Origin of the sequence: Vibrio sp. 10N.247.311.49 (genome assembly GCF_041467655.1) — a bacterium.
Classification (GTDB): domain Bacteria; phylum Pseudomonadota; class Gammaproteobacteria; order Enterobacterales; family Vibrionaceae; genus Vibrio; species Vibrio crassostreae_C.
In genome coordinates this window covers 146,608-173,581 of record NZ_JBFSVA010000002.1, presented here as the reverse complement: position 1 = coordinate 173,581, position 26,974 = coordinate 146,608, and the positions used below count along the sequence as shown (strand labels likewise).

Annotated in this window: 20 protein-coding genes; 6 read left to right on the top strand and 14 right to left on the bottom strand. The window is 45.1% G+C overall.

Going from position 1 to position 26,974, the window contains the following annotated elements; all coding sequences use genetic code 11:
• Positions 1-23: 23 nt before the first annotated feature.
• The 4 genes from AB6E54_RS03530 to yccS all read right to left on the bottom strand — a co-directional run bounded on the left by AB6E54_RS03530 (position 24) and on the right by yccS (position 4,588).
• Positions 24-1,283 (bottom strand): hydroxymethylglutaryl-CoA reductase, encoded by a 1,260-nt coding sequence (locus AB6E54_RS03530; protein WP_029235858.1) that lies wholly within the window; start codon positions 1,281-1,283, stop codon positions 24-26.
• Between the two features lie 161 nt (positions 1,284-1,444).
• Complete coding sequence (locus AB6E54_RS03525) at positions 1,445-1,765, bottom strand: hypothetical protein (RefSeq protein WP_102332914.1); 321 nt, start codon at positions 1,763-1,765, stop codon at positions 1,445-1,447.
• A gap of 121 nt (positions 1,766-1,886) precedes the next feature.
• On the bottom strand, positions 1,887-2,072 hold the full coding sequence (locus AB6E54_RS03520; RefSeq protein ID WP_017064780.1) for a hypothetical protein: 186 nt from the start codon (positions 2,070-2,072) through the stop codon (positions 1,887-1,889).
• Positions 2,073-2,404: 332 nt separating this feature from the next.
• On the bottom strand, positions 2,405-4,588 hold the full coding sequence (yccS, locus tag AB6E54_RS03515) for a YccS family putative transporter (protein ID WP_102332913.1): 2,184 nt from the start codon (positions 4,586-4,588) through the stop codon (positions 2,405-2,407).
• A 177-nt stretch (positions 4,589-4,765) separates the two neighbouring features.
• On the opposite strand from yccS, the gene helD reads away from it, so the two are divergent.
• Positions 4,766-6,841 carry a DNA helicase IV gene (helD, locus tag AB6E54_RS03510; RefSeq protein ID WP_102332912.1) on the top strand — a complete coding sequence of 692 codons (2,076 nt, stop codon included), beginning with the start codon at positions 4,766-4,768 and terminating at the stop codon, positions 6,839-6,841.
• 87 nt (positions 6,842-6,928) lie between these two features.
• Entirely contained in the window at positions 6,929-7,279 is a 351-nt protein-coding gene (locus AB6E54_RS03505; protein WP_017060889.1) for a VOC family protein, read from the top strand.
• A 120-nt stretch (positions 7,280-7,399) separates the two neighbouring features.
• Here AB6E54_RS03505 and AB6E54_RS03500 read toward each other — a convergent pair whose 3' ends face one another.
• Both AB6E54_RS03500 and torT read right to left on the bottom strand, forming a co-directional pair.
• Entirely contained in the window at positions 7,400-7,855 is a 456-nt protein-coding gene (locus AB6E54_RS03500; protein WP_017060888.1) for a methylglyoxal synthase, read from the bottom strand.
• Positions 7,856-7,915: 60 nt separating this feature from the next.
• Entirely contained in the window at positions 7,916-8,944 is a 1,029-nt protein-coding gene (gene torT, locus AB6E54_RS03495) for a TMAO reductase system periplasmic protein TorT (RefSeq protein WP_029235253.1), read from the bottom strand.
• Between the two features lie 92 nt (positions 8,945-9,036).
• On the opposite strand from torT, the gene torS reads away from it, so the two are divergent.
• Entirely contained in the window at positions 9,037-12,042 is a 3,006-nt protein-coding gene (gene torS / locus AB6E54_RS03490; protein ID WP_372107256.1) for a TMAO reductase system sensor histidine kinase/response regulator TorS, read from the top strand.
• Between the two features lie 135 nt (positions 12,043-12,177).
• Here the strand turns inward: torS and AB6E54_RS03485 are convergent, their stop codons facing one another.
• Genes AB6E54_RS03485 through AB6E54_RS03475 form a run of 3 tightly spaced genes read right to left on the bottom strand, consistent with a single transcriptional unit; the run spans position 12,178 to position 16,218 of the window.
• A complete protein-coding gene (locus AB6E54_RS03485) occupies positions 12,178-13,758 on the bottom strand; it encodes a hydantoinase/oxoprolinase N-terminal domain-containing protein (RefSeq protein WP_372107255.1) in 1,581 nt (526 codons plus the stop codon).
• Between the two features lie 4 nt (positions 13,759-13,762).
• Positions 13,763-14,887 (bottom strand): DUF917 domain-containing protein, encoded by a 1,125-nt coding sequence (locus AB6E54_RS03480; RefSeq protein WP_017064776.1) that lies wholly within the window; start codon positions 14,885-14,887, stop codon positions 13,763-13,765.
• Positions 14,888-14,892: 5 nt separating this feature from the next.
• Complete coding sequence (locus AB6E54_RS03475) at positions 14,893-16,218, bottom strand: cytosine permease (RefSeq protein ID WP_017064775.1); 1,326 nt, start codon at positions 16,216-16,218, stop codon at positions 14,893-14,895.
• A 93-nt stretch (positions 16,219-16,311) separates the two neighbouring features.
• On the opposite strand from AB6E54_RS03475, the gene AB6E54_RS03470 reads away from it, so the two are divergent.
• Complete coding sequence (locus tag AB6E54_RS03470) at positions 16,312-17,250, top strand: LysR family transcriptional regulator (RefSeq protein ID WP_017085486.1); 939 nt, start codon at positions 16,312-16,314, stop codon at positions 17,248-17,250.
• Positions 17,251-17,351: 101 nt separating this feature from the next.
• On the opposite strand, the gene AB6E54_RS03465 is transcribed toward AB6E54_RS03470, so the two are convergent.
• The 3 genes from AB6E54_RS03465 to AB6E54_RS03455 all read right to left on the bottom strand — a co-directional run bounded on the left by AB6E54_RS03465 (position 17,352) and on the right by AB6E54_RS03455 (position 22,903).
• Entirely contained in the window at positions 17,352-19,706 is a 2,355-nt protein-coding gene (locus AB6E54_RS03465; protein ID WP_372107253.1) for a fatty acid cis/trans isomerase, read from the bottom strand.
• Positions 19,707-19,942: 236 nt separating this feature from the next.
• On the bottom strand, positions 19,943-21,607 hold the full coding sequence (locus AB6E54_RS03460) for a VRR-NUC domain-containing protein (RefSeq protein WP_372107251.1): 1,665 nt from the start codon (positions 21,605-21,607) through the stop codon (positions 19,943-19,945).
• A 57-nt stretch (positions 21,608-21,664) separates the two neighbouring features.
• Entirely contained in the window at positions 21,665-22,903 is a 1,239-nt protein-coding gene (locus tag AB6E54_RS03455) for an OFA family MFS transporter (RefSeq protein WP_017067032.1), read from the bottom strand.
• 594 nt (positions 22,904-23,497) lie between these two features.
• Between AB6E54_RS03455 and AB6E54_RS03450 the strand changes: the two genes are divergently transcribed.
• Positions 23,498-23,878, top strand: a complete 381-nt coding sequence (locus AB6E54_RS03450; RefSeq protein WP_017064770.1) for a hypothetical protein — start codon at positions 23,498-23,500, stop codon at positions 23,876-23,878.
• A 47-nt stretch (positions 23,879-23,925) separates the two neighbouring features.
• Here the strand turns inward: AB6E54_RS03450 and AB6E54_RS03445 are convergent, their stop codons facing one another.
• Together AB6E54_RS03445 and AB6E54_RS03440 are read right to left on the bottom strand one after the other, a co-directional pair.
• Positions 23,926-25,233 (bottom strand): IS4 family transposase, encoded by a 1,308-nt coding sequence (locus AB6E54_RS03445; protein ID WP_372168748.1) that lies wholly within the window; start codon positions 25,231-25,233, stop codon positions 23,926-23,928.
• Positions 25,234-25,482: 249 nt separating this feature from the next.
• Positions 25,483-25,827 (bottom strand): YajD family HNH nuclease, encoded by a 345-nt coding sequence (locus tag AB6E54_RS03440; protein WP_017060876.1) that lies wholly within the window; start codon positions 25,825-25,827, stop codon positions 25,483-25,485.
• Positions 25,828-26,111: 284 nt separating this feature from the next.
• Here AB6E54_RS03440 and yghU point away from each other — a divergent pair, with 284 nt between their 5' ends.
• The gene (yghU, locus tag AB6E54_RS03435) at positions 26,112-26,969 is read left to right on the top strand and encodes a glutathione-dependent disulfide-bond oxidoreductase (protein ID WP_017067033.1); all 858 of its coding nucleotides are present in this window, start codon (positions 26,112-26,114) and stop codon (positions 26,967-26,969) included.
• Positions 26,970-26,974: the final 5 nt, after the last annotated feature.

Here is a 26,974-nt window from a genome sequence, read left to right as displayed (position 1 = left end):
ACAAGCCAATCTGACAAAGGTTATTAACGAGCTAGTTTATGGTGCGCTCGTGAAAAGTGGCCAGCACAAAACGCACCGACAATCGATAGTTCACCCGCTAAACACAGTGCAGCACAAACTTCAGCTAGGGCTTGTGATTTACCGTTACCATGCAGCCCAAGTAAATCTAAACAGGCTTTTTGACTTGGCAAGCCGGTACCACCGCCGACAGTCCCAACCATTAAGTTAGGCAGTGTGACGCTCGCGTATAAACCGCCTTCTTTGTTGAGTTCCATACGCGTCATACCAATCGCTGACTCTGCGACACAGGCCGCGTCTTGGCCACAAGCGATATAGAGTGCCGCCAACGCATTCGCATAATGGGCATTGATACCGATAGTACCACTCAAAGCGCCACCGACTGTGGTCATTTGGCCAAACTGGACCATCTTCTCTGGTGTCGTGTGTAGGTACTTCGCGACAAGCTCTGCAGGGATATTAACCTCAGCAGTTACCTTTTTGCCACGAACGCTGCGCAAGGTTTGGGTATTGGCTTTCTTATCGCCTGACAAGTTGCCATCAAGGAAAGCGTGGTCAGGCTTAACTGGCGTATTTTCGATGATGTACTCAAACACGGCATTGGTTGCGATGGTCACCATATTCTGACCAGAAGCGTCTCCGGTTAGAAATTCGAACACCAAGTAAACATGGTTACCTTCGATGTTGATATTAATGTCGGTCAGCTTGCCGTGTGATGTTGTTGATTCTGCCAAGATCTTGAACTGGTCATACTGAGTCACAGCCCAAGCCACAAACTGTCCGGCTTCAACTAATCCTTGAAATGCAAAGCCAGGAGTACGTGTTACGCCTTCATTGAGCAACATAGCACTTGCGCCACCACAAGCCGTAATCAGCTTAGAACCACGGTTATAAGACGCGACAAGCGCAGCTTCTGTGGTCGCGAGTGGTACGAGGTAATCGCCCGTAGCAAATAGGCCATTGACTCTTAAAGGGCCAGATATTCCCACAGGGACTTTAACGGTGCCAATAAAGTGCTCAATGTTTTTCTCATAAGCTTGGAACTGACTTTGTGTATGAGGGTCGAGCAGTTCTTGCTGTGAATCTGCATTATCGAGCGCTGTCCAGCGACGTGTGAGATTCTTTTCTGTCAGGTAGGGGCTAGGTGTCAGCTTATTTACTGGCTTTTCAAAATGAGGCTGAAGCTTTTTTTCTAATTCGTCTGCGGAGATGTCGCCTCCTAAAATAGAAACATAGTCACGGCGATGCAGATTTAGTTTTGGCATAAATAGTATGAAGTAAAGTTTGTGCAGCAAATTGGTTTGCGCTGATTCTACCGAGTAATAAACCAGAAACAAGCGCCTGATATAATGAGTTACAGTTTGTGTGGTTGTTGAAGCAAAAAGCAGCGAAGTTTCGCGAAATATAGGCTGTATTTGAGCGAAATTTAGATATGAATGTCGAGAAGGCTACCGATGACTTCGTTTTGACGATCAACCACACTTGCACCAACGCGGTTATAACTTGCGCTTTGTGTCAGTTTAATCAAGGAATCGGTTGAAGATGAAGCAGGTTCAGGTTCTTTGTCTTTAAAGGAAATGGCTTGTTCAGGCTCTATTTGATTAAAGCTGAGATCGCTAGCTTCGAAAGTGTCGTCGGATTCTAGAGCGTGTTTGGAGGCTTGGTTGAGCTCGATTGCGGCTTCTTCAGCCATGTTGGTGGATTGCTGAATAATGGCGTAACCAGATTGAATACCAGATATCGACATATCAGAACCTTTTATTGACGTATGGAATGAGTCTAGGCGGACGATATTTTGAGCGCAATGATGAACAGATGAAATTTACGGTAAAAATGTGAACTTAAGCTAAAATAGTGATGTCTGTCTATTAACTGAACAGGTCATTTAGCGCGTTTAACTCTTCATCAGTAAGCAAAGAAGGCTTCTCTGTTTCAAGGTTGCCGTCGATCTCACCCTGAAGTGCTTTTAATTGTTGTGGGCTAAGAAGCTGTATTTGCTGCTTAAATGCTTCAAATTGCTGTGTATTCATAGTGTGACCTTTGTTCAAATTCATATGCTCTTTAGAGCATAGCCTACTGATTCAGGAAATCAAACAAGATTAAGTGAATTTTAAATGATGTTTGAAGTTTCTTGAAACTAAGACAACTATAAATTCCTGTGGTCGTTTTTTGTCCGAGAAATGTTAGGAAAAGTTAAGGCTTGGTCAATCAAAGTCAGAAAATTCCTACAATGTAAAAACGCCTTCAACCCTTGTGGCACAAGGGTAGGTAAGTAATTTCTCTACCCAATTAGGGGTATGGGTAAAGCAATGTATAAATATTTGTGATGATCAAAAGATAAGCAATTGGCGTTATCTTTTTGTTTTTACGGTATTTTGTTTGTTGCTCAAGAAGCTTCTGTTTCAAACGACTTGTCGATCTTAACCTTAACTGCAAACTTGGTCGCTAAGGTATGCAGTTCTGGAAGCATGCGATAGATCAAATGGAGCTGTTGTAGAACCATTTTGACAGAATTCTCATCTTCTTCTCGCCATTCACTCAAACGTTTATCCAGCTCCGGGTCATAAGCGTTTTTCACTTCACAATGCTCTTTATGAGAATAGAGCTGATCATTTAGAGCGTCGAGATGCTGGTGGATTACTCTGTGCGCATCTAGCACCAGTTTGTGTGTCGCTTCATCATCAATACGCGTTCTGTGAGCACCCAGAGCCGAGATATAGCTAAGCAGAGCATGATTGAGTGTTAAGAATCGGAAGCTCTCATCTTCAGAGGTACGGTACTTACCCGGTTCAACCAACATGCTACTGATCGCGGCAGTCAGGTTTGCGTCATTATTATGCGCGCTACGACGAGCGATACGATAGTTTAGGCTATCTTTCTTACCGACACGGTATTGGCCGATGATCTGAGCGAGATAGTTCTTGTTGGAATCGAGCGCATCCGCCATCACTTTGTGCAGTCGCTTCGATTGCCAATCAGGCAACACATAAATGACAGCAAGCACGGCGAGAGCACAACCAATAAAGGTATCCGCTAACCTTGGCAATACTACCGCGTAGCCTTCACCTAATTGGTTAAAGCAGAAGAGCACAAGCAGTGTGATAAAGCCGGTCGCAAACCCGTAGTTATTGATTCGAAACGCAAAGAACATCACGCCACTGATCACAATGAACACTAATTGGCTCTCTTGCGACGGGAAGAAAGTCAGTAACGGTACTCCGATCAATAAGCCTGCGACCGTGCCAATGACACGTGCCGTCAGTTTTTGACGGGTTGCACTGTAGTTTGGCTGACACACAAACAGCGTTGTCAGTAGAATCCAGTAACCTCTTTCAATATCAAACCCTTGGATAATCCCATAGCCCAGCGTCAGAGTGATCGCCATACGAATCGCGTGGCGGAATAGCATAGAATCGGTGTGCAAGTTAGCTTTGATCTTGTGCCACATTGCCGTCAAAGTATGAGGGTTGGTATCGTCCAATACACCTTCTTCAATCTTCTCTGCATCTGGGTTGCTGATATTCGAGAGCTGTTTTTCAACGGTTGCTAGGTTATTGAATAAGTAATCCAACTGATTCAGCAGTGATTTCCATTCAGGGTTGTTCTGTTGGTGCAGGTGATTGAGCGATGACATCAGCTCATCAAGTGCCAATACAGACTTGTCACCATGCTGGTATTCAGCGCCAACTTTCAATGAGCTCGCCACTTCTTTACAAGCTGTTGCCTGCGCTTCCAGTAGATACTTAAATCGAAACAACACGTCAGAGCGTTCAAAGTGTTTTGCTAGCTCTTGATAACGATAGTGGCTAGAGCTTACGCGTTCATGAATATCTTGTGCGATGAAGTAGGTGTTAAGAAATCGGTCACTAGGGCCGTCAATGTGTCCGCGCTTAGAGCGATTAAGCAGCGTCGCTTTACACATGTTGAGTGCGTTAACGGTACTCGCGTTGAGTTTGGCTTCAATGATTCGGTGTGGCTGGGGAATCAAGTCAGAAACGGGGTAGAAGAGTTCCGCTTTTGAATCGATGTAGTTACCGATTTGATCGAATACCGTGGCTAAGTTTTGCTGCACGGGTTGCATTGGCCACACTATCTGCCAAATCATCGACATGAAGTAGTACCAAGCGGCGCCAGTTAACAGTAGAAGCGGTTGAAACCAAAGGTTGGTGCTCTCGTGTGCACCAAGCATGGTATAGATGGCAACCAAGAGAGAACCAAACGCGATACTCGCGTATTTAGGGCCAATTGCCCCGAGAATGATAAAAGAGAAGGTTGAAACAAAAAGCCCGATCGCGAACAGCCAAGGCGTATCGAAGAGAAGCTCAATAGAGAAAGCCGCAACGGCGAAACAGATAAAGGTCAGCGTGAGTGCTTTCAAGCGCCCGGTAAAGCTGTCATCACTTTCCGCAAGAGCCGCAGCAATAACGCCTAAGATCAAAGGCGTGATCAGTGTGTTTTGTCCATAATACCAAGCAGGCACCACCACGCCGAGCAGAGTGATGAGAATTAATACGCTGTAATTTATGGTTTTATTCGCCCAATAGAGGCGTAATTTGGCTGAAAAGTCCACAGTCGCTCACTTGACACACTAAAAACCATAATCCTAACAGAAATCAAGCACAAGAATTTGATACTTATCCATAATTGCCCGTAGGTGGTCATGAAAGCGTCGATAAGATATGAGATATTATTAATTCTCATTGCATCATGATATAAATTCAATATTCCCAATTAAGAGCACACTCCAATGCAGCTAAGCGCTAACAAGACTGCACAGTTTTTTATTCAAAATGAATATCATCAGGTTGAACTTGATGGTCCACGCTTGCTGTTATCTTCAGTAGGCAGTGAAGAGCGTATCCCATTTACTATTTGGAGTGGCAAGATCGCGATAAAGCGCGGATTGTTCTGGGGATCGCTACAATTTTTTGCTAATCAACAAGATGGAACACAGCGCAGTTGGTTAGTACAAGGCTTACCTTGGGATCAATGCCGTCAATTTGCACGCGCGTCAGTTAGTGCTTATCAGAAGTGGCACGACACTCAATGTGAACAATTGGCTGAACACGTACCTCAGTGGGAAGCTGAATTAACACGTCTTGAGCAATTACCAGCCTTTCTACCGCATTCTAAGGTCAACACTTGGGTTGATATGGTCAACTCAGGCTTAGAGAGTATGACAATGACGCTAGAAGAGGCCGCACAACGCATGCCAAACCGCATCGCAAGAATGCAGCCATGGTTATCTGAAACGGAAATCAAGCAAGCTGAAAGAAACCAGCAATGGCTAGAGACCGAGCGAAAAAACTGGGAAGTGTTGTTTGCGCAATGTGAGTCGTCACCACTGAACTTATCGCAGCAATATGCGGTGTTGATGAATGATGATCACAACCTTATTTTAGCGGGTGCAGGCTCGGGTAAAACCAGTGTTCTAACGGCTCGCGTCGCGTATTTACTGCAAAGCCATCAAGCTCAAGCTGAAGAGTTGCTATTGCTCGCTTTTGGTCGTGAAGCGGCAGAAGAGATGAAGCAACGTCTCGACAGCAAAATTGGTTTATCAGCAGAGAAGGTGCAAGTCAGCACTTTCCACCAGTTGGGTTTAAAGATACTGAATCAAGTTGAACCCGAACGTGTGGTTATTTCTCCTTTAGCGCTCGATGACAACCAACGCCAAGCATGGTGCATTGATTGGTTGAAGAAGCACTGGATGACACCGACCAACTTTAAACGTTGGCAAAAGCATTTGTCTAAATGGCCAATCGCTTATTTAACCGGTGACGATGAGCTTGGTAGCCACGTTTCAAACCTCAAATTGATCGGTTGGCTTGAAAAGCAGCTAGAACAGTTGAATGCGTCGGGTTTAACCAAAAAAGAAGTACAGCAACAGCTGATTGATCACCGAGACTATGCGCGCCTCAACAGCGAGCTTTCACTGTGTTGGCCATGTGTAACCGCGTGGCAAAAGGAGTTGAAAGAACAGAATCATATCGACTTCTCAATCATGATCAGCCGAGCGACTCAGTATGTCGAGAAGGGCAAGTTTATCTCACCTTGGAAGTTCATCATGATCGATGAATACCAAGATATCTCACCTGATCGTCTTGCCTTGGTTGAAGCACTGTGTAATCAGTCTAAAGCCGAGCATCAAGCCTCTATTTTTGCAGTAGGCGATGACTGGCAGTCGATTTACCAGTTTGCAGGTGCGGATGTGGATTTGACCACGGGCTTTAAGGATCGTTTTGAAAGCTCGACCATTCATCACCTAGATACGACTTACCGCTTTAACAATCAGTTAGGTGCGGTGGCTAATCGCTTTGTACAAGAAAACCCAATTCAGATTCCGAAAGAACTGAACAGCTTCAAGCAACAGAAGCAGAAGGCGGTGTACAGTGCGCCAAGTAAAGAAGTTGAGAAGATTCTTGATCAACTGAACCGTCAATCCAAAGGCAAAACCAATAAATTGGTGCTGCTACTTGGACGTAATCATTACCACAAGCCAGAGTTGTTGGAAGACTGGAAGAAGATCTTCACTTCCATTGATATCAAGTTCATGACTTGCCACGGCAGTAAAGGTAAAGAGGCGGACTTTGTCATTATTCTTTGTGTTGACGAAGGACAGTTCCCGACCAAGAAGAAACAGCTGCATATTGATGGCGCATTGACTGAATCATCAGACGCGTTCCCTTATGCTGAAGAGCGTCGTTTATTCTATGTAGCAATGACGCGGGCAAAAGAGAAAGTATGGATCACGCACAGTGGCGACGGCTCTGGCTTTGTGCAGGAGCTGCATGGTTCTGATTACCCAGTTGTTCGTAAAAAGTGATGTTACTTGACTTGATTGTCTAAGATTAGATCTTCAATCCCTGCCCTAATATCACAAGTCAGACGCATAAAGCATAAGGAATTTGCTATGGAACACGGCTCTATTAACTACATTGAATTTGCTGCGAAAGACATCTCAGCAACTAAGGCGTTTTTCAGCCAAGTGTTTGGTTGGAGCTTTGAAGACTATGGCCCTGAGTATTCTGCTTTTGAAGGCAAAGGCTTAATGGGCGGCTTCTATTTGGCGGATCTGGCGTCGAATACGGATAATGGCGCGGCGCTGATGGTTTTTTATAGCCAAGATCTTGAGCAAACCGAGCGCGATGTAATTGATGCTGGTGGTCAGATAAACCGTGAGATCTTTAGCTTTCCCGGCGGCAGACGTTTCCATTTCAGAGAGCCAAGTGGCAACGAGATGGCAGTGTGGAGCGATAAATAGAGAGACTCTCGCACTGTTTTATGATTGAACTGTTTAATGTCTGAAAACGAGACATAAAAAAGCCTGCGATAAAATGCAGGCTTTTTAGTCTGTTCAGTAGAGAGCACATTTAACGTGCGATTACGTGCGCTCAGCTAGGTACGCTTCGTAGTCTGGGATCTCGATGATTACTTCTTCTTCAAGCAGTGAAGAGTTAAACAAGAAATTAGCGGTAGCGCGGTTAGTGGCCACAGGAATGTTCCAAACACTTGCGATACGAAGCAGTGCTTTTACGTCTGGGTCATGTGGTACAGCATTAAGTGGATCCCAGAAGAAAATCAGCATATCGATCTTGCCTTCAGAGATAAGCGCGCCAAGTTGTTGGTCACCGCCCATAGGGCCGCTGATCATGCTCTTGATTGCTAAGTCTGTCTCTTTACTTAGTAAAGAACCAGTCGTGCCCGTTGCGTAAAGGAAGTGCTTTTGTAGTTTTTCTTTGTTCTCTTTGACCCATCTTAGTAGCTCAGGTTTGAAGTGGTCATGAGCGACCAAAGCGATATGCTTATGTGTTGGCATAGTGCGCGTCGTTTTTTGCATGAATGTTCCCTAAATTGTTGTTTCGTTTTTATTGTTTTGAGTTCTTCAGCCAATATAGCACTAAGGATTCACACTGAATACCGGACGAAACTCAGAAGGTGACAATGAGTCGGCGATAATTTGATCTTTGAGAGTTGCAGGTGTCAGCGCTTCGATAATCGGTGCGCTGTGTTGCTCGTAAGGTTGACCGCGTAAGTAACTCGTGGCTTGTTTTACCGACAAGCGACCTTGCTCAACCATTTTATCGGTTGGCGCAAAAAGTACCTTGTTACGAAGTAAACCACGGTAGGTTCCGTGACTTAAGTAACTCGAAATTAACCCAATCTCTTCGGTTTTATCGGCCGCTCGTAGCTCACTGATCGCTGCTTCAATCGCGACGGCACTTCCGACTATATATTGGATATCCGGTTCCTCGATCACCTGTTGTACTAGGTTTCTTTGCAGTTCTTTATCGTTATCTGCCCAATAGCTGATCGCGATTTTGATATCACTCGACTTGATCGCATCATAAAACCCCAGTGCCACAGGCTTAGTGCCGCCACTTGCTTGTGGACCAAGTAACAGGGCGATAGGTGTTTCGCCTGATCCTTTCGGGTGTCGTTTCGACAAAAAATCTCCGACTTGGTATCCCATTTGGTACCAATCGACACCGACCGTACCTTTTAATACCTTCTGTTGTTCTTCATTGACGGTTAACTCATTTACCGTAGCAAACACAGGCGTCGAGCCAACCCAATCGCTGAGATTGTCATGATACGCATCGGGTGAAACCGTACCTAAAATAATGGCATCGGCTCCCCATTGCGTGCAAAGCACCAGTTGCGAGGCTTGTTTGGCCACGTTGGGGTAACCGCCAGCTTCCAATACTCTTAGCTCAACTTGCTGCTTTTCTGCTTCAGAGATCATTCCATAGTTTACCGACAACCAATAAGAGTCTTTGAGGTGCGGATAAATGGCACAGATTTTCTCTTTTTGTGATGTGGCATTGGCGGGTTTTATTGGGCTCAAAGGCTCACTAGCACCTGCGACAGTAGTCACTGAGGCCAGTAGTGAGAGAAGAATTATTGAAGCGAAAGGTCTAGATAGCATGAATTGCCGTTTTGTTGGTTTTAGATAAGAAACACTGCAAAATATAGCGTATTCTGCATGGGTAAAGAAGAACGTTTTAAGGTTTAGAGTTTATGTTGTTAGCTTCAGCGAGTATTGGACGCAAGCTGCTGGCCTCATTCTTAGTGATGGCACTGTTGGTTCTATTGTCTGCATTGATCGGTGTTTCTGGTTTTAGCTTTGTAGCCAAAACGGAAAGAAACGTCGTTGATTCGGCGCTTCCTGCCATGATCGAAGCTCGTCAGGTTTCTGAGTTGAGTAACCGTATTATTTCGTCAGTACAAACACTTTCTAATGCGAGAAACGAGGCCGAAAGAAAAGAGGCTGGCACCGTACTGTTTGACCAACTTGAGTCGCTTCTTCAACATATCAAAGAGCTTGGTGTCGACAGTTTCGATTCTCAGCTCCTCAATAAACTCGAAAACAATGTTCAAAGCGTTATTAACACACTGGCTGAGTTGGGTGTGTCGGTTGAGCGTAAGCTTTGGTTAAGCAAAGAGTTGTCGTCTCGTGTCGAAGAGATGCGCCTATTGGCCGAAGAGCTAGAGCAGTTGACGCGAACCCAAGTTTTGAACACGGCTACCATTGCGGTTGCTAACGTCACGCATATCTATGACCTGCTAGAAACCAAAGAAACGGATAAAGCCTACCAAGCCTTAGATGCGCTTGTAGAGGTTGACCTTGATTTGTCTGAGCGCCTACACGAATTGCATTTGCTGGCGTTCAAAATGCTTAACCAAATTGAAGAAACGCAAACCGTTACCAACGTAGAGCGTATTCATCAAATCCAATCAGAATTTGAATCCAACCTAAGAATCATGGCGCGCCGCGTTAAAGCGGTCGAAGATCCTACTCGTTCAGCGCAGATGTCTCAGCTTCTAGAAGAGCTCAGAAAACGCCAAGTCGTGTTCGATATTTCATTAGAACAATATGAGAACACCAAAAAGTCAGAGTTTCTGATGCAAAATACGTTGGAGCTGTTCTCTCAGCTGAATACAACGGTTAACCAACTGGTTGATGATTCAAACCGCAGTACCAAAAAAGCGGTTGATGAGCTGACCAGCACGTTGAATTTGGCTCAATGGTCACTGTCTGTGATTTCGGTTATTGGTTTGGTTATCGTTGCATTTATCGTGTGGCGAGTGGTGTATATCTCGGTTGTTAAACGTCTTACTGAATACTCATCGGCCTTGATGTCTATCGCACAAGGTCGCCTGAATATTGATATCTCGGTAAAGGGTAATGATGAGCTGGCTCATATGGGCGAGGCGATCATCACTGCCAGAAACACCGCGCAGGCGCTACAAGTGGTTGCGGTGGGTGAAGCAAAGGCGAAACGCGAACTTGAAGAGCACAAAGAACACTTAGAAGAGTTGGTCACAGACCGAACCTACCAGCTGCAAAAGACCAATGAGAAGCTGAACATCGAGGTAGGGAACCACGCTAAGGCTCGTAACGCCGCAGAACAAGCAAGCCGCGCAAAATCCGCTTTCCTTGCGACGATGAGTCATGAAATACGAACGCCGATGAACGGTGTATTAGGTACTGCAAGATTGCTCAAAGATACCGGGTTAGACCCGCTGCAATCCGGCTATGCAGACATCATTAACCGCAGCGGTAAGAACCTACTCGCGATTTTGAATGACGTGTTGGATTACTCAAAGATTGAAGCAGGGCATTTAGAAATCCGCACTGCTTCGTTTGATCTTCATCAGATGGTTCAAGATACCTACCAATTGATGGAAGGGCGTGCCGCTGAGAAGAAGCTGAACTTTGATTTCCATATTGAAAGTGATGTGCAACGCTATTGGCGTGGTGACGTAACGCGAATCAGCCAAATCTTGAATAATTTGGTCGGTAACGCGATTAAGTTTACGGAAAGTGGCTCGGTCGATATCTTTATCAGCATAGATATCGAAGATGAAAATCGAGTGATGTTTGAAGTGTCAGATACAGGTGTCGGTATTGATGCTAGCGAACAAGCTTGTCTGTTTGATGCCTTTACCCAAACCGATAGCGGTCGCAACAAAACCGGCGGCACAGGGCTTGGATTAGCGATCAGTAAAAGCATCATGTTGGCAATGAACGGGGATATTGGCGTTCATTCTGAAGAAGGCGAGGGTAGCCAGTTTTGGTTCTCACTGCCACTTGAAGCCGGTGAGAAGATAGAAACGAAAGTACCGGTCATTGAAGCGTGTATTCGAGCTAAAGTACTTCTGATTGAAGATAACCCCGTAAACTGCATCGTTGCTGAAGGCTTCTTGCATAACTTGGGGCACGAGGTTGTGATTGCGACAACCGGACAAGAAGCGAGAGCCATATTCAGTGAGCAAGAGTTCGATATTGCGCTGGTGGACATTAACTTACCCGACTGCGATGGCGTCGAGTTAATTCAACAACTCAAAGACGATGCGCTTCAGCATAAAAGTGAAGAAGACGTAATTCGAAAAGTACCCCCAATGATCGCAGTATCGGCTCATGTGTTTAACGAAGAAGTGGAAAGCTATTTGTCGTCTGGCTTTGATGGATTCTTACCTAAGCCGTTAGAGAAGGAAGCATTATCGGAATTGATTGTTGAGCAGTTGGACGGTCACACGCTGTTGCTGCCTCAGCCGGATCCGTCAGATGCTGTTTGCTGTCAGCTAAACTCTAAACCTCAGGAAACCGAGCTAGACTTATCAGCATTGGCATTTGCAAGCTCGACACAACGAGCAAACCAAGACGCGGAACATAATCAAGGAGAACCGATTGTGCAGATGATTAACCCTAAGATTATCAAAGACGACTTGGCCATTCTCGGTCGAGAAAAAATAGTGCAGATTGTTGGGTTGTTTGACCAAAGCAGCCAAGTCACTCTCGATGAACTGATTGTGGCAAGTGCCGCTGACAACGCTCGTGAAATTAAGTCTTTAGCTCATAAACTGAAAGGGTCTGCCGGCAGCCTAGGATTATCTGCACTGTTTGCTTTATGCCAGAGCATTGAAGCGAGCGAGGATCCATTACTTCAATATCGCGATAATGCAGACTCATTACCTGAATTGGTGAAAGACTCGTTAGCAGCGCTCCGAGAGCAACTATAGAGTGGCTATTGGGCGGAAAGCCCCAAAATAAGAACAGAAAACAAAAAGCAGGCTATTTCTCCGTTTTAATATGAAGAAGTGACCTGCTTTTTTATTGTCGAATAAGAATCTAAGTAAGGCTTTCAAGGAACGGCTCTAAGCCATCTTGATATGTCCAGCAGCTTTGATCTTAACGTGAACCATATTGCCTTGTAGGTAGCTTAATGGAATCTCGCTGCGTTCAATGATCGCGACATTATCGCTGCATGCGCCAGCTTCAATCGCCAGTTGCTTTGATTGCGCTCCCAAGCCCTTTAAGGTCTCTTCACGTGATGCTGGGTCAATCGGTACGATCTTATCGAATTGACCTGATATTTCACCCAACGCAACACCAATCGCATTAGCCACTTCAAAGTGCTCAGGACGAACCACTTGGCTCACACCTTCAAAATGATCTGGGAATAGGGCACTACCACCACCAACCATGATTACGGGTACACTCGCCGCAGAGGTCTTCATCTTATCGATGCCTTCTTCAACATCCGTGACCATTTGTTGATAAATCTTGCTTGCTTGTTCGGCTGAAACACCAATCTCATCACTCAGTTGATGTTCTGCCTGCCACTGCATTTGTCCTGTTTTGAGTGCAATATCGGTGAGCGTAAGTTCATCACCACCAAAGCTACGCGCCGTTTGCGTCAAGGTATGGCCAACACTTTCTGGGCCTAGCTCTATACGCTGCTGTTCAAAGCGAACCTTGGTACCACCACCAATGGCTAACGCCAAAATATCAGGCATACGGAAGTTGGTTCTCACTTCGCCGATTTCTACCGCGAGGCTCGACTCTCTTGGGTAACCGTGAGTCAGCACGCCGATATCAGACGTAGTACCGCCCACATCGACCACAATCGCGTCTTTTAACTTAGTTAGGTGACTCGCTCCACGAATTGAGTTTGTTGGCCCACAAGCCACAGTGAGAATCGGGTACATCAATGCGAACTGCTGCGACATCAGTGTACCGTCGTTCTGACCGAAATAGGGTGTGGTGTGGATTTCATGATTGATGAGTGCATTGCAAAAGCCGTCAACGAATCGTTTTGCAGTCCCCTGCAGAGCCGCATTGAGGATAGTGGCGTTCTCACGCTCTAAAAGCCCTAAGCTGCCCACTTTATGGGATAACGATAGGTTCACGCCCGGAAGTTCTTGTTGAATCCACTCTGCTGCTTGAAGCTCCTGGTCGCCGTTGACGGGAGAGAACACTCCGCAGATAGCAACGGAATCCACATGGCCTTTCATTTTCTGGCAAAGCTCGCGGATCTCAGATTCTTGAATGTCGGCGATCAACTGGCCGTCGTATTCATAGCCGCCATGCGCTTGGTAGAAGTGTTCACCAAGCAGGTTTTGCCAAGCTTCGCTCCAACCACAGAGTGGCGGAACACTATCGCCACTTGGAAGCGCTAAACGGATCATCCCGACTCTATCTAAGCCTTTTCGTTCAACGATTGCGTTGGTGCATTGAGTCGTCCCAAGCATCGCATGTTTCACTTGCTGGCCATCCATGTTTGCTTGGTTTAATAGCGCAGAAATCGCTTTATCAATGCCGGTTGAAATGTCATGTGTGGTTGCGGTTTTTACTTTGGCAATCACATTTAAGTCTGCGTCGAGCAGCACACCGTCGGTATTGGTGCCACCTACGTCAATGCCCAAACGGCAGTAATCAAGCGTAATGTTTGTCATGCGACTACCTCTTCAATGCAGACTTTAGTTGTTCAATGGTTTGATACTCGACGGTGTAGCCAAAGTAACCCGGGCCCGCGACTTCAATACCTTTGTCAGTGCGCCATTTGGGGTCGCAAGGGTAAGCGATAAGGTCGATGCGCTGCCCGTAACGAAGTTGTTCGGTTGTGATTGGCTTACCCGTTTCATGATCCAAGATCGAAATAAGATCCGGTGTTGATGCCAGCAGGTTATCTTGGCTCATGTCTGCGCGGCTTGTACCTTTGTGCGCGAGAAGTAATTCGTTTTGGAACTGCACAAACACGTTATCGACGCCGGTATCTTCAAACTGAGCCAGCTTTTCAATCACGACACCACCTGTTGCAAAACCACCATCGGTTTCACGTTGAATATCAACAATCTTGCCACTGATGATGGTATGGCCGCCGACAATGTCTAATACGGCCTGTGTGCCACTTTTATTGTTGTCGTTCGCCAGTCTAATCGCTTCACCAATCTTCATTGCTTGGGTCAGTGTTGCAGGTAGTGCGCTGCGTTTTAGGTTCTTACCGTTCATTGGGTAATCGCACATTGCTGCAGAGCCACCCATCTGTTCGGTAATCGGCCTCGCAAACTTTTCAGACCAAATACCGTCAATCGGATAAAGCGTGACGACATTGCCACGCTCATCGGCCAATGTGTTCGGTGCCGAAGGGAGACCATCAAGAAAGAAGGTCACCATCTGAGCTTCTGGGAACGCACGTCCCATCGCATCACAATCGATCACAGGAATGTTCTTTTGTGCTGCAACGAGAATTGGAATCAATGAATTGAAGCCGCCTACTTCGATAGGAAACGTTGCCGCTACTTCAGTGCCGAGCGCTTTTTCCATCGCTTCGAAAGCAATCAACATTTGATCTTTCGAATTGAGTTTCTCTACTGCGACTGTTGGTGCGCCAATCATTGAAGAGGGCACTGTCATCCAATCGTCTTGCACGTCTTCTAAAGGAATCATGCGTACAGGGTGCTTTGCCGTTGCAATGGCTACTTTCGCCATCAAGGCACCGCTGTATGGGTCACCGCCGCCGCCAGTACCTAATACCGTCGCACCCAGCGCGATATCATCAATCATTTGTTCAGTAATAATCACAACTACTATTCCTTATCACTTGAAGGAGAAAGCTTCATTAGGGCGAGGTAAATCACACCAGCGGCAAGAATGCCGTCTAACGCCGAGATGCTGGTGAACGAAAACAGGTTGAAAAACTCTGGTGCAGTACAAGCGCTGAATGCAGTACCAAATGCCCAAGAAGCCAAGCCTTTAAACATCCAAGCTGGAACTTGTTGGATGTTCTCAAAGCTCATTTTTGTCGAATCTAAAACATAATATTGAACGATGTAGACACCCGCAGCAGGCGCAATGGTTACGCTGAGTAGCATTAAGAAGTCGGTAAACTTGTTCACCATGCCGAGTTGAGCGATACCAATGCCGACGATGGTCATGATCACAACCAGAACAGGGCGCGGAATCTTAGGTAGAACCATCGACATGCATAAGCCGCCAGAGGTTAGGTTGCTACTGTTGGTGGTCCATTGTGCGAATACCAGTACTATAATGGCCGCCATGCCTAAACCTAGGGTGAAGAAGACTTCGACTAGGTCGTCGGTGCCGGTCATTTTGGTCAAGATCAATGCGATAAGAATGATGGCACTGTTACCGACTAGGAAACCGATACCCGCTCCTAGAATCGCATCACGACGTGTTTTGGCGTAGCGAGCAATATCAGGTGCGGCAACCGCAGCCAAAATCCAGATAGACATAACAAAAGAGATGGCTTGGCCAAGCGTCAAAGGGTCTTCAATCGATGGCGCTGCGCCACCTTGATAATCAGCAGCCATAAACAAACCGATGGTAATGAGTGTCACCATCAAAGGCACTGAATAGGTACTGAGTTTGCCTAAAGCACGAACGCCATAGATAGCCGTCATCATCATTAACACACTGCCGCCAATAAGAGCGGTGAGGTGTGAAATTATGATGTCGTATTTCGCCAGTGCATCGACCATGATGAAAGCGAAGAAATCAGCCTGGAATGCGAACCAGCCGACTAATGAGATGCCGTTGATGAAGCCAAGAATTTTACCGCCGTTACGGCCAAATACCGCGCTGCTCACCAGCGGGGTAGAGACGCCAGCTTGAAAGCCAATGTTGGCACACAGCATCGCGATGATCGCCAATAAGCCTGAACCAATAAACGTGGCAAGCAGTGCGTCTTCAAAACCAATACCGCTGCTTAGAATCGAGCCGAGAAACAGTCCCGAAATGTCGATGCCGATTGCCAACCAAATAAGGCTGATGACCCACCAAGATCGTTTGGCCTTCTCGGGAACGGGTTCCAACTCGAAGTCATCTATCTTTTTGTGGCTGTGTGTTGCTTCGGGTTTATTCACGTAAGCTTCTGCCGCCATAGTGCCATCCATGCATTGTTATTCCATAAGTGTGAATAAAGCATACTGATGTATTTATTGTTAATAAATGAATATAATCAGATGTAAACATAACAAAAAACAAATGTGAGTGGCAAAGTGAATTCAAACAATAAGTTAGATAAAAGAGACCTGCGAAGATTAGAGCTTTTTTGTGAAATTGTTGAGCAAGGAGGCATCAATCAGGCGGTCGCAAGTACTGGGATTAGCCAACCTGTGCTCAGTAATCAGCTTATTGCCTTGGAAAAAAGCTTAGAATTAACATTATGCCAACGTGGAAGAAGGGGTTTTAAGCTGACTCACGAAGGTGAGCAAGTGTATAAATATGCGAACCAATTAAAATCGACTTTAACCGACTTCGCTTACAAGTTGCGAGGTGTACAGACAGAGCTCTCTGGGCATGTGCGAATTGGGTGCTTAGATAACACCGTTACTTTACCCTATAACCCACTTCCCAAAGCGATCGAGACGTTTTATCAACGCAGTAACAGTGTAGAGGTGAGTGTTGATGTCGGTGATTTCACCCAGTTGAATGAGAAGCTAGCAAAGAATCAGATTGATATGATGATAGTGGTTCTAGGGTCACATCAAAAATCAGCGTTTCAACATAAATACCCACTGTTTGAAGAGCACAGTTATCTGTATGCGCGCAAAGATCTGGCCGAGAAGATCATGGACAGGGATTTCTCATTGAATGGCTGTCGTATCAATATGGGCGGCTATGCCAAAGACGAGATGTTCCGATTACTAAATATTGAGCAGTACGATTCCGTAAAGCCTTTTGATGGTTGGCATGTTGAATCGGGCGTGATTCTAACCTTGGCGGGTACACACCTGAGTTTCTTGCCTTCTCACTTAATCGACCGTGGCCATTATGACCAAGCCTTAATTCCGCTTCAGCCCGAGAAGTGGAGCCTTAAGAGTCAGTTTTATGTGGTGTTGAAGCAACCTGTAGATTCCCTTTCTCCCGCCGCGCGTGCGTTTTTTGATGAGCTACACCAACCGGAAACATCGGATTCAATCTAGAGAACTCGTCGCTTCTCAATAGCACTTAAGATACTTTCCCATATACAAAAAATCCTCTGCCAAGACAGAGGATTTTTGCTTTTATGCTTTATGAGTGAAAACTAACGGTTCTCGAAGCGGTTGTAATCCAACAAGCCAAACTCGATCGGTTGGTCTTGTTGATACCAACGATGCACGCGATCACTGAATGGCCAGAACTCGCTAGAACTGCGTCGTACCGCAAACTTGTCTAGCAGCGCCACGTATTCCTCTTCTGTGTTTAAGTTTTGCAGCGCTTTAACCAGAGCAGGAATCTCGCTCTCGGTTAATGACAGGTAAGCCGCAGGGTAGCTTCCCACAACACCTCTTACGAGGGTTAGGTCATCATTGGCGTAATCTCGGTTACCTTCTTCATTAAACAAGCTTGAAATGTTGCTGTGCGCATTATTGTGAATCATGGTGAACAGCTGTTCTTCGCCGTTTTTGCCTTCAATCATGATCATCACTAATTGAGGCACATGACGCAGGCCTTCTCCCTTAATCAAATTCACTTGATTAAGCAGTGCTTCATTCTTTCTACCAAAACCTGTTTCAACAATCTTAAAGCGATTATCGAGAACAGGTGCGAGCTTATCTTTGATCATATTAAGCAGTTCACGCTTCGGATCGGCCGTTTTGTAAACCACGCTGGTCGGCTGATCAAAAGGTGCAATGTTTCGCTGCAAGTAGTCACTCAGTTGTGTGCTTTGGTTCTGGTACCAACTAGAGTGTTCAATGTGGCGAACGTCTTTAGGAAGAAGGGTTAAGAAGTTACTCTCACCTTCAAGGCGCAAGAAGTCCATGAACATGCGTGTAATCAGTTGGTGGCCAAAGTTACCGTAAACATCGAAGCCTGCAACGAGAAGATAGTGAATACGCTCTAGAAGAGCATAATCAAGAATCCATGCAGTCTTAGGTTGAGTGCCAACTAACCCTTGTACAACAGAGGCGCTATCGAAGTGCCTAAAGACGGTGAGAGCAGCATTTGGGTTGATGCCGTCGCCATCCCAAATGATGCTAGTGTCTAGGTTTACGCCACTCTCGAACCATTGGTTGGTGAAGTCTGATTTCGCGTTTAGGTATCGCGCTTGTTGCTTCGCGTATCTTACCCAGTTGGTCACAGGTACGGTGTTACTTTTCAGCTCGCTAGGCAGCTTTAAGTTTTTCTTTTGGCTCGCATAGAAGGCGTTAATTTCCGGAACATCGGCTTTCTCTGGGTCGATGAAGAAAACCCAAAAACGGTCGTTAATTACGTTCAAGGCAAGTTGACCACGACACACCGGCCCTTTGATATAGGCCATGATGGTGTTTTGCGCGTTATCTAACATGAAGTTGAAGCGCGAGTTTACTGGCAGCGCTTCAAATGATGTCATTGGGTTAGCAGAAACATCGATGTCGTAACTAGGAAGTTGTTTTACTGCGTAATTGACGTCGACAAACCAGGTATTCCACTTTTGTAGACGCTCTTTATTAAGTGCGAAAGGCATATGCGTTTTGTCGACGATGGTGCCTTGCTCTGGAATCAGACGGTAGTAAACACGGTCTACTTTTGAATCGTCATAAGGGCGACGAGTCGTGATGCGCTGTACCGCTTCACCTGGTGGTGTTGCAGAGCGAACAACAGTGAAGAAGCGTGTTGGCTGAGCTAAATCAGAAAAATAGACATGAGATAAAAACAGGTGCTCGTAGATGTAACGTGCTGAAAGTTGACTCTTATTGTCACTCTTGTTTAAAAAGCTTTCGTAGACATTAACGAGCTCTTGTTCTGCATCAGTCAATGGAATGTGGTCGTTCATTAACGCGCCATTTTCCAACCAACTCATTAAAGTCGCGTATTCGGTTTTGTCTAAGTTTGGCATCCCATAAGGCATTCCCCAAGTTGGGTAATCTCTCTCGTATTGAGCGTATTCTTCAATGGTTGGGCACTGTTGGTCGCGATCGATTGAAAAGTCGAAACCTTCAAGCTGGGTTTGATCGGGCAGAGGGTGATTCTCTTTCTGGATCAACATACGAGAAACAAGACCAGCATCGAGGTTAGCCGTTGAGTTTTGCATGCGCTCATTGAGGACAGGATGAAAATCCGCATCGCGCCACTCTTGCGTGGTTAAAGCATCTTCAAACAAGCGAGTAGGGGCTGATGCCGTTAAGCGGGTGCCTTGATAAACGAGTGCCTTGCTCGCGCCTCGGTCTATACCTTCCACTGAAGACATTTTGAGTTGGCAAGGGGCGTCATAACAAGCGTGACAAACCACGCATCGGTTATCAATGATGGGCTTTACTTCGTCAATGAAGTGCTGCGCTTGAGCTGAAAGAATAGGTGCTTGGCGATCGCGTACTTGTTGTTCACCAAACAGTTCGTCGAAGTTTAAACCCGCGTAGACGGCACAACCTGAGAAGACGCTAACAAAAGCTAAAATGAAGAGTTTTTTCAAATTCATACGTATTTAAATATTAGGCATTTTCTATAATTATATCGAAAATGATTGAAAATGCTCATGTTCTAACAATTTTGTAGACAAGATCTTGATGGGACGAGTGACTTGTCGATGCGCGTCACTCGCTAGTGCTCAGAAATTGGTGTTTAGACTTAGCTAGATTTAAGTCCCAAGAGCTAAAAGCTAGCAGTTAAGAGTTAAGAGTTAAGAGTTAAGAGTTAAGAGTTAAGAGCTAAGACTCATTGATTGACGTAACAAACAGAGAAGGGGACAGACAATCGCTCAAACTCTTTGATCCAGCGCCACTGGTTGTCTTGCAGTTTATCGCCAGGGCCTTTGACTTCAATCCAATGAAACTCATCGCCCTTGAACGCAATCAAATCCGGCATCCCAGTTCTAAATAGCTTTAAGTCACTCAATATCACTTTGAAGAGGTCTACAACCAAGGCATTTGGAATTGAAGCCATGCCGTGTTCGATGAGTGCTTTAGGAAAATAATTCCAATGAACAAAGGGGTTCGCGATACCTTGCTTTTCATCGTAAGTATCAAGAAAATGGTTCAGCCCATGTTTGGATATCGTCTGAAACACGGCTTCAATCTGTTCGGCTCGCTTGTCTACGAAATCTGAATGGTACAGATCCAATGGTCGATGTTGGTAACGATTGATAAAGGCGCCTTCAACGTCTGCGAAAATGACATCCCAGAAAGCCAAACCAAACAAGCCACACAGAAAACTGTTTTCTGAAAAGTAGACGTCCCAACCTTGGTTCTCAAAATGCTGCTTTACCGCAAGCTCGACTCGAGTTTGGCTGAGGTCTAATTCCAGTTTTAACTCTTTGCAGCTCGGCTTTATGGTTCGTGAAACTTTGTGCCCCTGTTTCCGTAGCAGCCGGTCTTCAAGCTTAATAGCGATTTCCAACTCTGACACATCCGATGGAGTAGCTTTCATTTGCGTGACAATGTCACACATTAAGTCTAGCGTACCTTGCTTATCATAGATGCGTGCAAGTCGTTCTCTGCTCGGAGGAAGTGTAGATTGTCTGAACCAAAAGATAGCTTGGTCGTTTAGATTAAGCCTTTCAAGATCGCGAGCAATATCATTGATCAAACGCGATCGTTTTCTGGCAATACTTCTGTGTTCTGATTCTTCAGGAATCGCATTTAAAAGCAGTTCCAGAAACTCGCCATCTTTGCGGTCACCTTCTGAATACAAGCGTTGAATATCGCGCATCTGGATTAATTGATTGAGCTGATCCCTAGAGGTGAAGAAGCGGTGTTGCTTGCTTAATGGGTAGTTCTCAAAGGTGTTTAGCCCAAGGTCGCTTAACACGAACTGACTTAAGTCTTGATAGGTGTTGGCAAAGAACAGCAACAGTAATACATCAATCACTTGAGATTCGATGACGTAAATACAGTCGAAAGAGAGGTTTTGAAATTGATCAAAAGGTTGCTGATCAAGCCGTAACAACAGCTCGTCTTTCTTGGCATTTCTATGGCTCTTAAGGGCGGGGAATACACTCAACAGCTCTGGTTTGGTGAGCAAGTGAAACCCGAGCTCGACCTCACTAATGGCGAGGTCATGCTGTTCTTCGCGATGACTCAACCCAATGAAGCCTGAGCTGTTTAGCTCTTGCAGTACGGTCTTTAGATCTGGGATCTCAACATAGTTGAGTTTATCGCTGCGAAACCAACGGCCTTTACGAGAAAGCAAACGAACCATTAGGCATTGGCTTGAAACAGAAAGACGTTTGTATGCGGACAACCAACGACATTCATCATCACTCAGAAGATCGGGGTAGAGCGTTTGAGCGTGTTCAACCAGTCGATTGAAGTTGTCGAGATAATAAGTGGGGGAGAGCTGAAGAGTGGTTTCGGTCGTCAATGGAGAAGTCGCTTGATACAAAAAGAGCCTAACCCTAAGGTTAAGCTCTTCAGTAACAAATTCAATCTTTTCTGTTGATTAAGCTTGTGATGCTTTTAGTTCAGCAACTTTAGCTTCAGAGATTGGTTTAGTGATGATTGCTAGAACAATACACACTGCCATCATAACTGCAGAGATTGTGTAAGCTAGGCCGTAACCTTCGCCGTTTGACATTGAGAAGCCAACAACTGCTGCACCGATAGCGCCGCCGATACCCCATGCCGTGTAAAGCACGCCGTAGTTAGTACCGTAGTTTTTCAGGCCGTAGAACTCAGCAGTTAGTGTTGGGAATACTGCTAGAAGCGTACCGTAACCAACCGCTGCGATAGCCGTACCAATGATTAGCGTGAATTCAGAGTTGAACGTAGCGAATAGAGCCATGTTCGCGCCTTGAAGGATGAACGCTAGAAGTAGAGTACGTACGCCACCGATTTTATCTGCAAGCATACCCGCAGCAACACGGCCGCCTGAGTTGAATACTGCAAGGATAGACGCTAGGTAAACTGCGTTTGGCAGGTTAGCTTGAACGCTAGCAATTGTAGTGATGTTACCGATGATCATTAGACCAACAGATGCAGCGAATGCGTACATGATCCATAGAGAGTAGAACTGAGGAGTCTTCAGCATTACTTTCCAAGTTAGGTCTTCAGTCTTCTTAACCGCTTTAGGAGCTTGGCCTGCTTTTACTTTAGGCTCAGCTGGCGTGTAATCCGCTGGTGGGTTGTTGATTGTTGCTGCTAGAGGTACTGCGATTGCAAGTACACCAACACCAAGAATCATAAAGCTAGTTTGGATACCCATGCTGTCGATTAGCGCAGAAGTTACTGGTGCTAGGTAAATAGCCGCAAGACCGAAGCCTGCTGCGATAAGACCGTTAACCATACCTTTCTTAGAAGAGTGGAACCACTTCATTGCTGATGGAGACAGACATGCGTAACCGAAGCCGATACCTGCACCTGTTATAATACCGAACGTGATGTTCAGCATCATAGGCGTTGTAGCGAAACCAGAAGCAATCATACCTAGGCCTGTAAGCGCTGTACCTAGGATAAGGATCTTACGTGGACCCATACGGTCTTGTAGGATGCCCGCAACAAGAAGACAAACAGAGAATGTGATAGTTGCAATAGCGTAAGGTGAAGATGCTTCAGCAGCACTCCAACCAGCTTCAGTTACTAGCGCTTTGTTAAATACACTCCAAGCATACAGGATGCCAAGACAAAGGTTGATACAGAAGCCTGCTAGCAGGATACGTGTTGCTTTATCAATCTTGCTCATTTTTATTCTCAGTTTTGTCATCGGTTAGTGGAGAGCCACTTAACTAAAGACGGGTTATTGTGATTGTTTCTTCAAAATTAGTTTGCGTTTATCAACAGATAGCGCAAAAGAGCGCGGATTATAACCAATTAAAATGTGATTGGAATCTCTTTTTCCATTTTTGGTAAATTAAATTCAATTTGTTAATAAGTTGTTTTTCATTGGTTTTTGAAATGTTTTTAACACCTCTCTATTTTGTTCTTTTTCGCTCTGTCTTCTTATTATTTCAGGGATTTTGAGGTGATGGTTTTTGAATAGACGCGTATTGCGTGCGGATATCACAGAGTTACAAATAATTTTAATTAATTTCCAAGGTTAAATTTGTGTAACAAAATAAATCGTAACAGCGCTTTGTTCATATGAGACAAGGAGTAACGGAGTTTTATTAAAAACAGAATGTTAAGCAATTGTTAAGGGTGATTTTTGTTAGTACTTTTGCTTACATTTTGTTCGATTGGAGGGGTTGTGTTGTCCGTAAAAAGTGGGAAAATAGTATGCAAACTGAGATTCCAAATTTGAAAGGATGCGTTTCCAACTTATGGTGAGGCGAGTATTATGAAACTGTTTTTAATTTTATTGATGTCAATTTCTGGTGGTGTAGCGGCAGCTGACCATATTCACTCTTTCCTATTCGGCTTCTATGTTGCGGCTCTAGCAGTTGGTAGTTGCTACTGGCTTGCATTCCGCAGTACGCGTTTCCCACAGTTGGCATTAGTGCTATTGATGTGTGGCTTTTTTGCGAAAATTGCAGTGACTGTTATCGGTGTTTCTTGGGGTATCTCGAACGATATCATTCAATCGCCGTTCATTTTCTCATTGTCATACCTGTTCTTCTTAGTGGTTGTGTCTTACGTTTGGTTTGCATACCGCGATAAATTGACGCTAAAACAACGCGCTAAGAAGGTAGAAGAGTCTCGCAAGCAAGCGGCAGCATAATTCGATTTGATTCTTAAAAAGCCTTCTTCGGAAGTAATGCCGTTCACTTAAGAGTGAACGGCATTTTTGTTCTTAGCATACCGTTGTGGTCTGGGTTTAACTCTTCTAGGGAATGTCCTTTCCCTTCGCCCTTCAAGTATTAAGCTTTCAGCCATGTTGTGGAACCCCTTTAGCTGACGAGGTATTGCGCCTGGTGTTGAATAAGGTAAGCCTACAAGTAACGCTGATACATGAGCTAACGTGCCGTTAAAACTCAGTTGATAAGGAAGGTAATTTCCCTTTAAATTGAAGCAGAGCTCGACCATCTGATATCGGATTAAATTGTAAGTAAGCAAGATGCCCCATAACTCCTGCTTGACCAGCTCTGGTAAACGACTTCGCAGCGTAAGACGGTTTCCAAGCATGTATTGTTTTTGCTCTCGGTAGCCCAGCTCTATTTCCCAACGATGCTCATAAAGGCCTGCAATATCTTTTGATGGGTAACGCAGGGAGTCCGTCATGGAGGTTAATACTTGGTAGTCTTTTCCTTTAATTTTACGAGTGACAAGTCGAGCGGTTATCGACTTTGGTAAATCAGGCCATAGCTTTCTAGCTCTTGGATTACTGTGTAATTGAACAAGTTTGTCATTTCGCCCTAAAGATTGAACAATGTCATATTGTGTATTTTTCTTGAGGGGGATAAGCCAATGGCGCTCTGAGCCAGAGTCTTGCCATTTATGTAATAAACCTAAAGAATAGAACCCCTTATCGAACATTGTTACGCTATGGTTTGGTGTTGTTTCTATCAGTTTTTCAGCTAATATCATTTCGTTTGTATTGTAATTATCAAATGCACTGGCCGTAATAATGTGACTGCTTAGTTCCATTTGGCAGGCCATTCTCACTTGCGGATATTGCGTCCCTTTTTGTCGAGAAAATGCCTTTTCATTTTGCGGGTTATCGGGCGTTCGCCAAACAACGCCATCGACGCCAAGCAGCGTTAATCCATTCCATTGGGGTAACTTTGCACTGTTTAACCATGACGTAGTCATTCGCTCAAAGACCGCTTTAATTGCGTCTTCACCCAACGTCTTTCGACGTTGAGTTAACGCACTCGGTGCGACAAAAGCTTTACCTGTACGGTCGACAATATCAAGTTGGTTCACTAAATCTTTCATGGATTTACTGTTATAGATAGCCATTCCAACAAGCAGCCACACCATGGATTCTAAAGTTAATTTCCTCTTTCTCATCGTGACAGTATCAGTAAGAGAATAGGCTTCGTCGATGAGTTCAATTGGAAGCAAGTCAGACAAAGTCTCAACGCTGCTAGGTTTCCAATCATTAATTATGTTTAGAGCTTGAGAAACATCCATAAAAAAATCCAAGTGCATTAAATACACTTGGATTTTGACAGCTCTGAAGGATCCTTCAACCGATCGCTTTGGCTTTAACTGATCGGCATTACTTCTTCGGAAGGCTTTTTTGATCCTGCCTACCTGAACTCTATTATTTGGTTATGACGGCAGATAAAAGAAACCCCAGTATGGTGACATACTGGGGTTACTTGTTATGTATCTATTATCTAGCAGTTACCATCTACCAAAGACTACTCTGAAGGTGTGTTATTTCTTCATCATCTTAGCGAGATCGGCGAACGGGTTGTGTGTCGCTGACTGATGATCATCTAAACTCGCTTTTGCATCCACACCATAACGCTCATGGTCAGTGTATTTTGAATGCTCATGATCGTGACAGTACAGGCACAGTAGCTCCCAGTTGCTGCCATCTTCAGGGTTGTTTGTATGGTCGTGATCCACGTGGTGAACGGTAAGCTCTCGGAGGTTTGAGTAAACAAATTCGCGCGCACATTTACCACAAACCCAAGGGTACAGTTTTAGTGCTTTTTCGCGGTAGCCTTTCTCTTGGCGAGCATACGCTGCACTCGAACCTGTGAAATCAGAAGACATTGCCAAATCCTTATCAATTGTAATACCCCGATTTTATCACAGCTTTCTTGAAGCTGTCGGTATGTCGTTCGTAAAATCATTGCTAAATGATGCAGTGGACTTATCGATATTAGATTGAAGTTTGAATACAGACTTACCTTCTACACACTAACGCTTAAGCGGGTTATGTCTTTCTGGAATAAGCCATGCTTAACAGTTTGAAAATAAATCGTATTCAGGGGTTTTAACCGCAGGCATGTGACCTAATATCAGTTTGTGAGACCCTATATTAATAAGGAAATATCATGTCAGAACAATACACTCCGCCAAAAGTTTGGGTTAACGATACTGCTGGTGGTAACAAGTGGGCAAACATCAATAGTCCTGAATCTGGAGCTCGCTTTGATAAAGAGCTTCCTGTTGGTGACCATGCTTTTCAATTGTATTCTCTTGGCACACCTAACGGTCAAAAAGTCACTATCTTGCTGGAAGAGTTGTTAGCGGCGGGTGTTAAAGAAGCTGAATATGATGCGTACTTGATCAACATTGGTGAGGCTGATCAGTTCTCTTCTGGCTTTGTTGGCGTGAATCCAAACTCCAAAATACCAGCACTTGTCGACAAGTCTGGTGACGAAGACGTGAATGTATTCGAATCGGCATCTATCTTGATGCATCTAGCAGAAAAATTTGGTCACTTCTTACCAAAAAAAGGGGCAGCAAGAACACAAACCATTAACTGGTTGTTCTGGGCACAAGGTTCTGCGCCATTCCTAGGTGGTGGTTTTGGTCACTTCTACGCTTACGCGGATGAAAAGCAAGAGTACCCAATTAACCGCTTCGCAATGGAAGCTAAGCGTCAACTAGATGTGTTAGACAAGCAACTTGCTAACAGCACTTTCGTTGCGGGTGAAGAGCTGTCTATTGCAGATATCGCGATTTGGCCTTGGTACGGTAACTTAGTACTTGGCAAAATTTACGACGCAGCCGAATTTCTACAAGTTGAGTCTTACACCAACGTTGTGCGCTGGGCGAAGCAACTAGAAGCGCGCGAAGGTTTCCAGCGCGGTCGAGTGGTTAACCGTTCATTTGGCGAAGAGTGGGAGCAAGTACCAGAGCGCCATTCTGCAGAAGACATTGACCGTGTTTTAAAGCTACGCCCGTAGTGATT

Bases quoted from the DNA above. Each gene is read 5' to 3' on its own strand.
- AB6E54_RS03530 (WP_029235858.1), bottom strand. From the start codon at position 1,283: ATGCCAAAACTAAATCTGCATCGCCGTGACTATGTTTCTATTTTAGGA.
- AB6E54_RS03525 (WP_102332914.1), bottom strand. From the start codon at position 1,765: ATGTCGATATCTGGTATTCAATCTGGTTACGCCATTATTCAGCAATCC.
- AB6E54_RS03520 (WP_017064780.1), bottom strand. From the start codon at position 2,072: ATGAATTTGAACAAAGGTCACACTATGAATACACAGCAATTTGAAGCA.
- helD (WP_102332912.1), top strand. From the start codon at position 4,766: ATGCAGCTAAGCGCTAACAAGACTGCACAGTTTTTTATTCAAAATGAA.
- AB6E54_RS03505 (WP_017060889.1), top strand. From the start codon at position 6,929: ATGGAACACGGCTCTATTAACTACATTGAATTTGCTGCGAAAGACATC.
- AB6E54_RS03500 (WP_017060888.1), bottom strand. From the start codon at position 7,855: ATGCAAAAAACGACGCGCACTATGCCAACACATAAGCATATCGCTTTG.
- torT (WP_029235253.1), bottom strand. From the start codon at position 8,944: ATGCTATCTAGACCTTTCGCTTCAATAATTCTTCTCTCACTACTGGCC.
- torS (WP_372107256.1), top strand. From the start codon at position 9,037: ATGTTGTTAGCTTCAGCGAGTATTGGACGCAAGCTGCTGGCCTCATTC.
- AB6E54_RS03485 (WP_372107255.1), bottom strand. From the start codon at position 13,758: ATGACAAACATTACGCTTGATTACTGCCGTTTGGGCATTGACGTAGGT.
- AB6E54_RS03475 (WP_017064775.1), bottom strand. From the start codon at position 16,218: ATGGATGGCACTATGGCGGCAGAAGCTTACGTGAATAAACCCGAAGCA.
- AB6E54_RS03465 (WP_372107253.1), bottom strand. From the start codon at position 19,706: ATGAATTTGAAAAAACTCTTCATTTTAGCTTTTGTTAGCGTCTTCTCA.
- AB6E54_RS03455 (WP_017067032.1), bottom strand. From the start codon at position 22,903: ATGAGCAAGATTGATAAAGCAACACGTATCCTGCTAGCAGGCTTCTGT.
- AB6E54_RS03450 (WP_017064770.1), top strand. From the start codon at position 23,498: ATGAAACTGTTTTTAATTTTATTGATGTCAATTTCTGGTGGTGTAGCG.
- AB6E54_RS03445 (WP_372168748.1), bottom strand. From the start codon at position 25,233: ATGGATGTTTCTCAAGCTCTAAACATAATTAATGATTGGAAACCTAGC.
- AB6E54_RS03440 (WP_017060876.1), bottom strand. From the start codon at position 25,827: ATGTCTTCTGATTTCACAGGTTCGAGTGCAGCGTATGCTCGCCAAGAG.
- yghU (WP_017067033.1), top strand. From the start codon at position 26,112: ATGTCAGAACAATACACTCCGCCAAAAGTTTGGGTTAACGATACTGCT.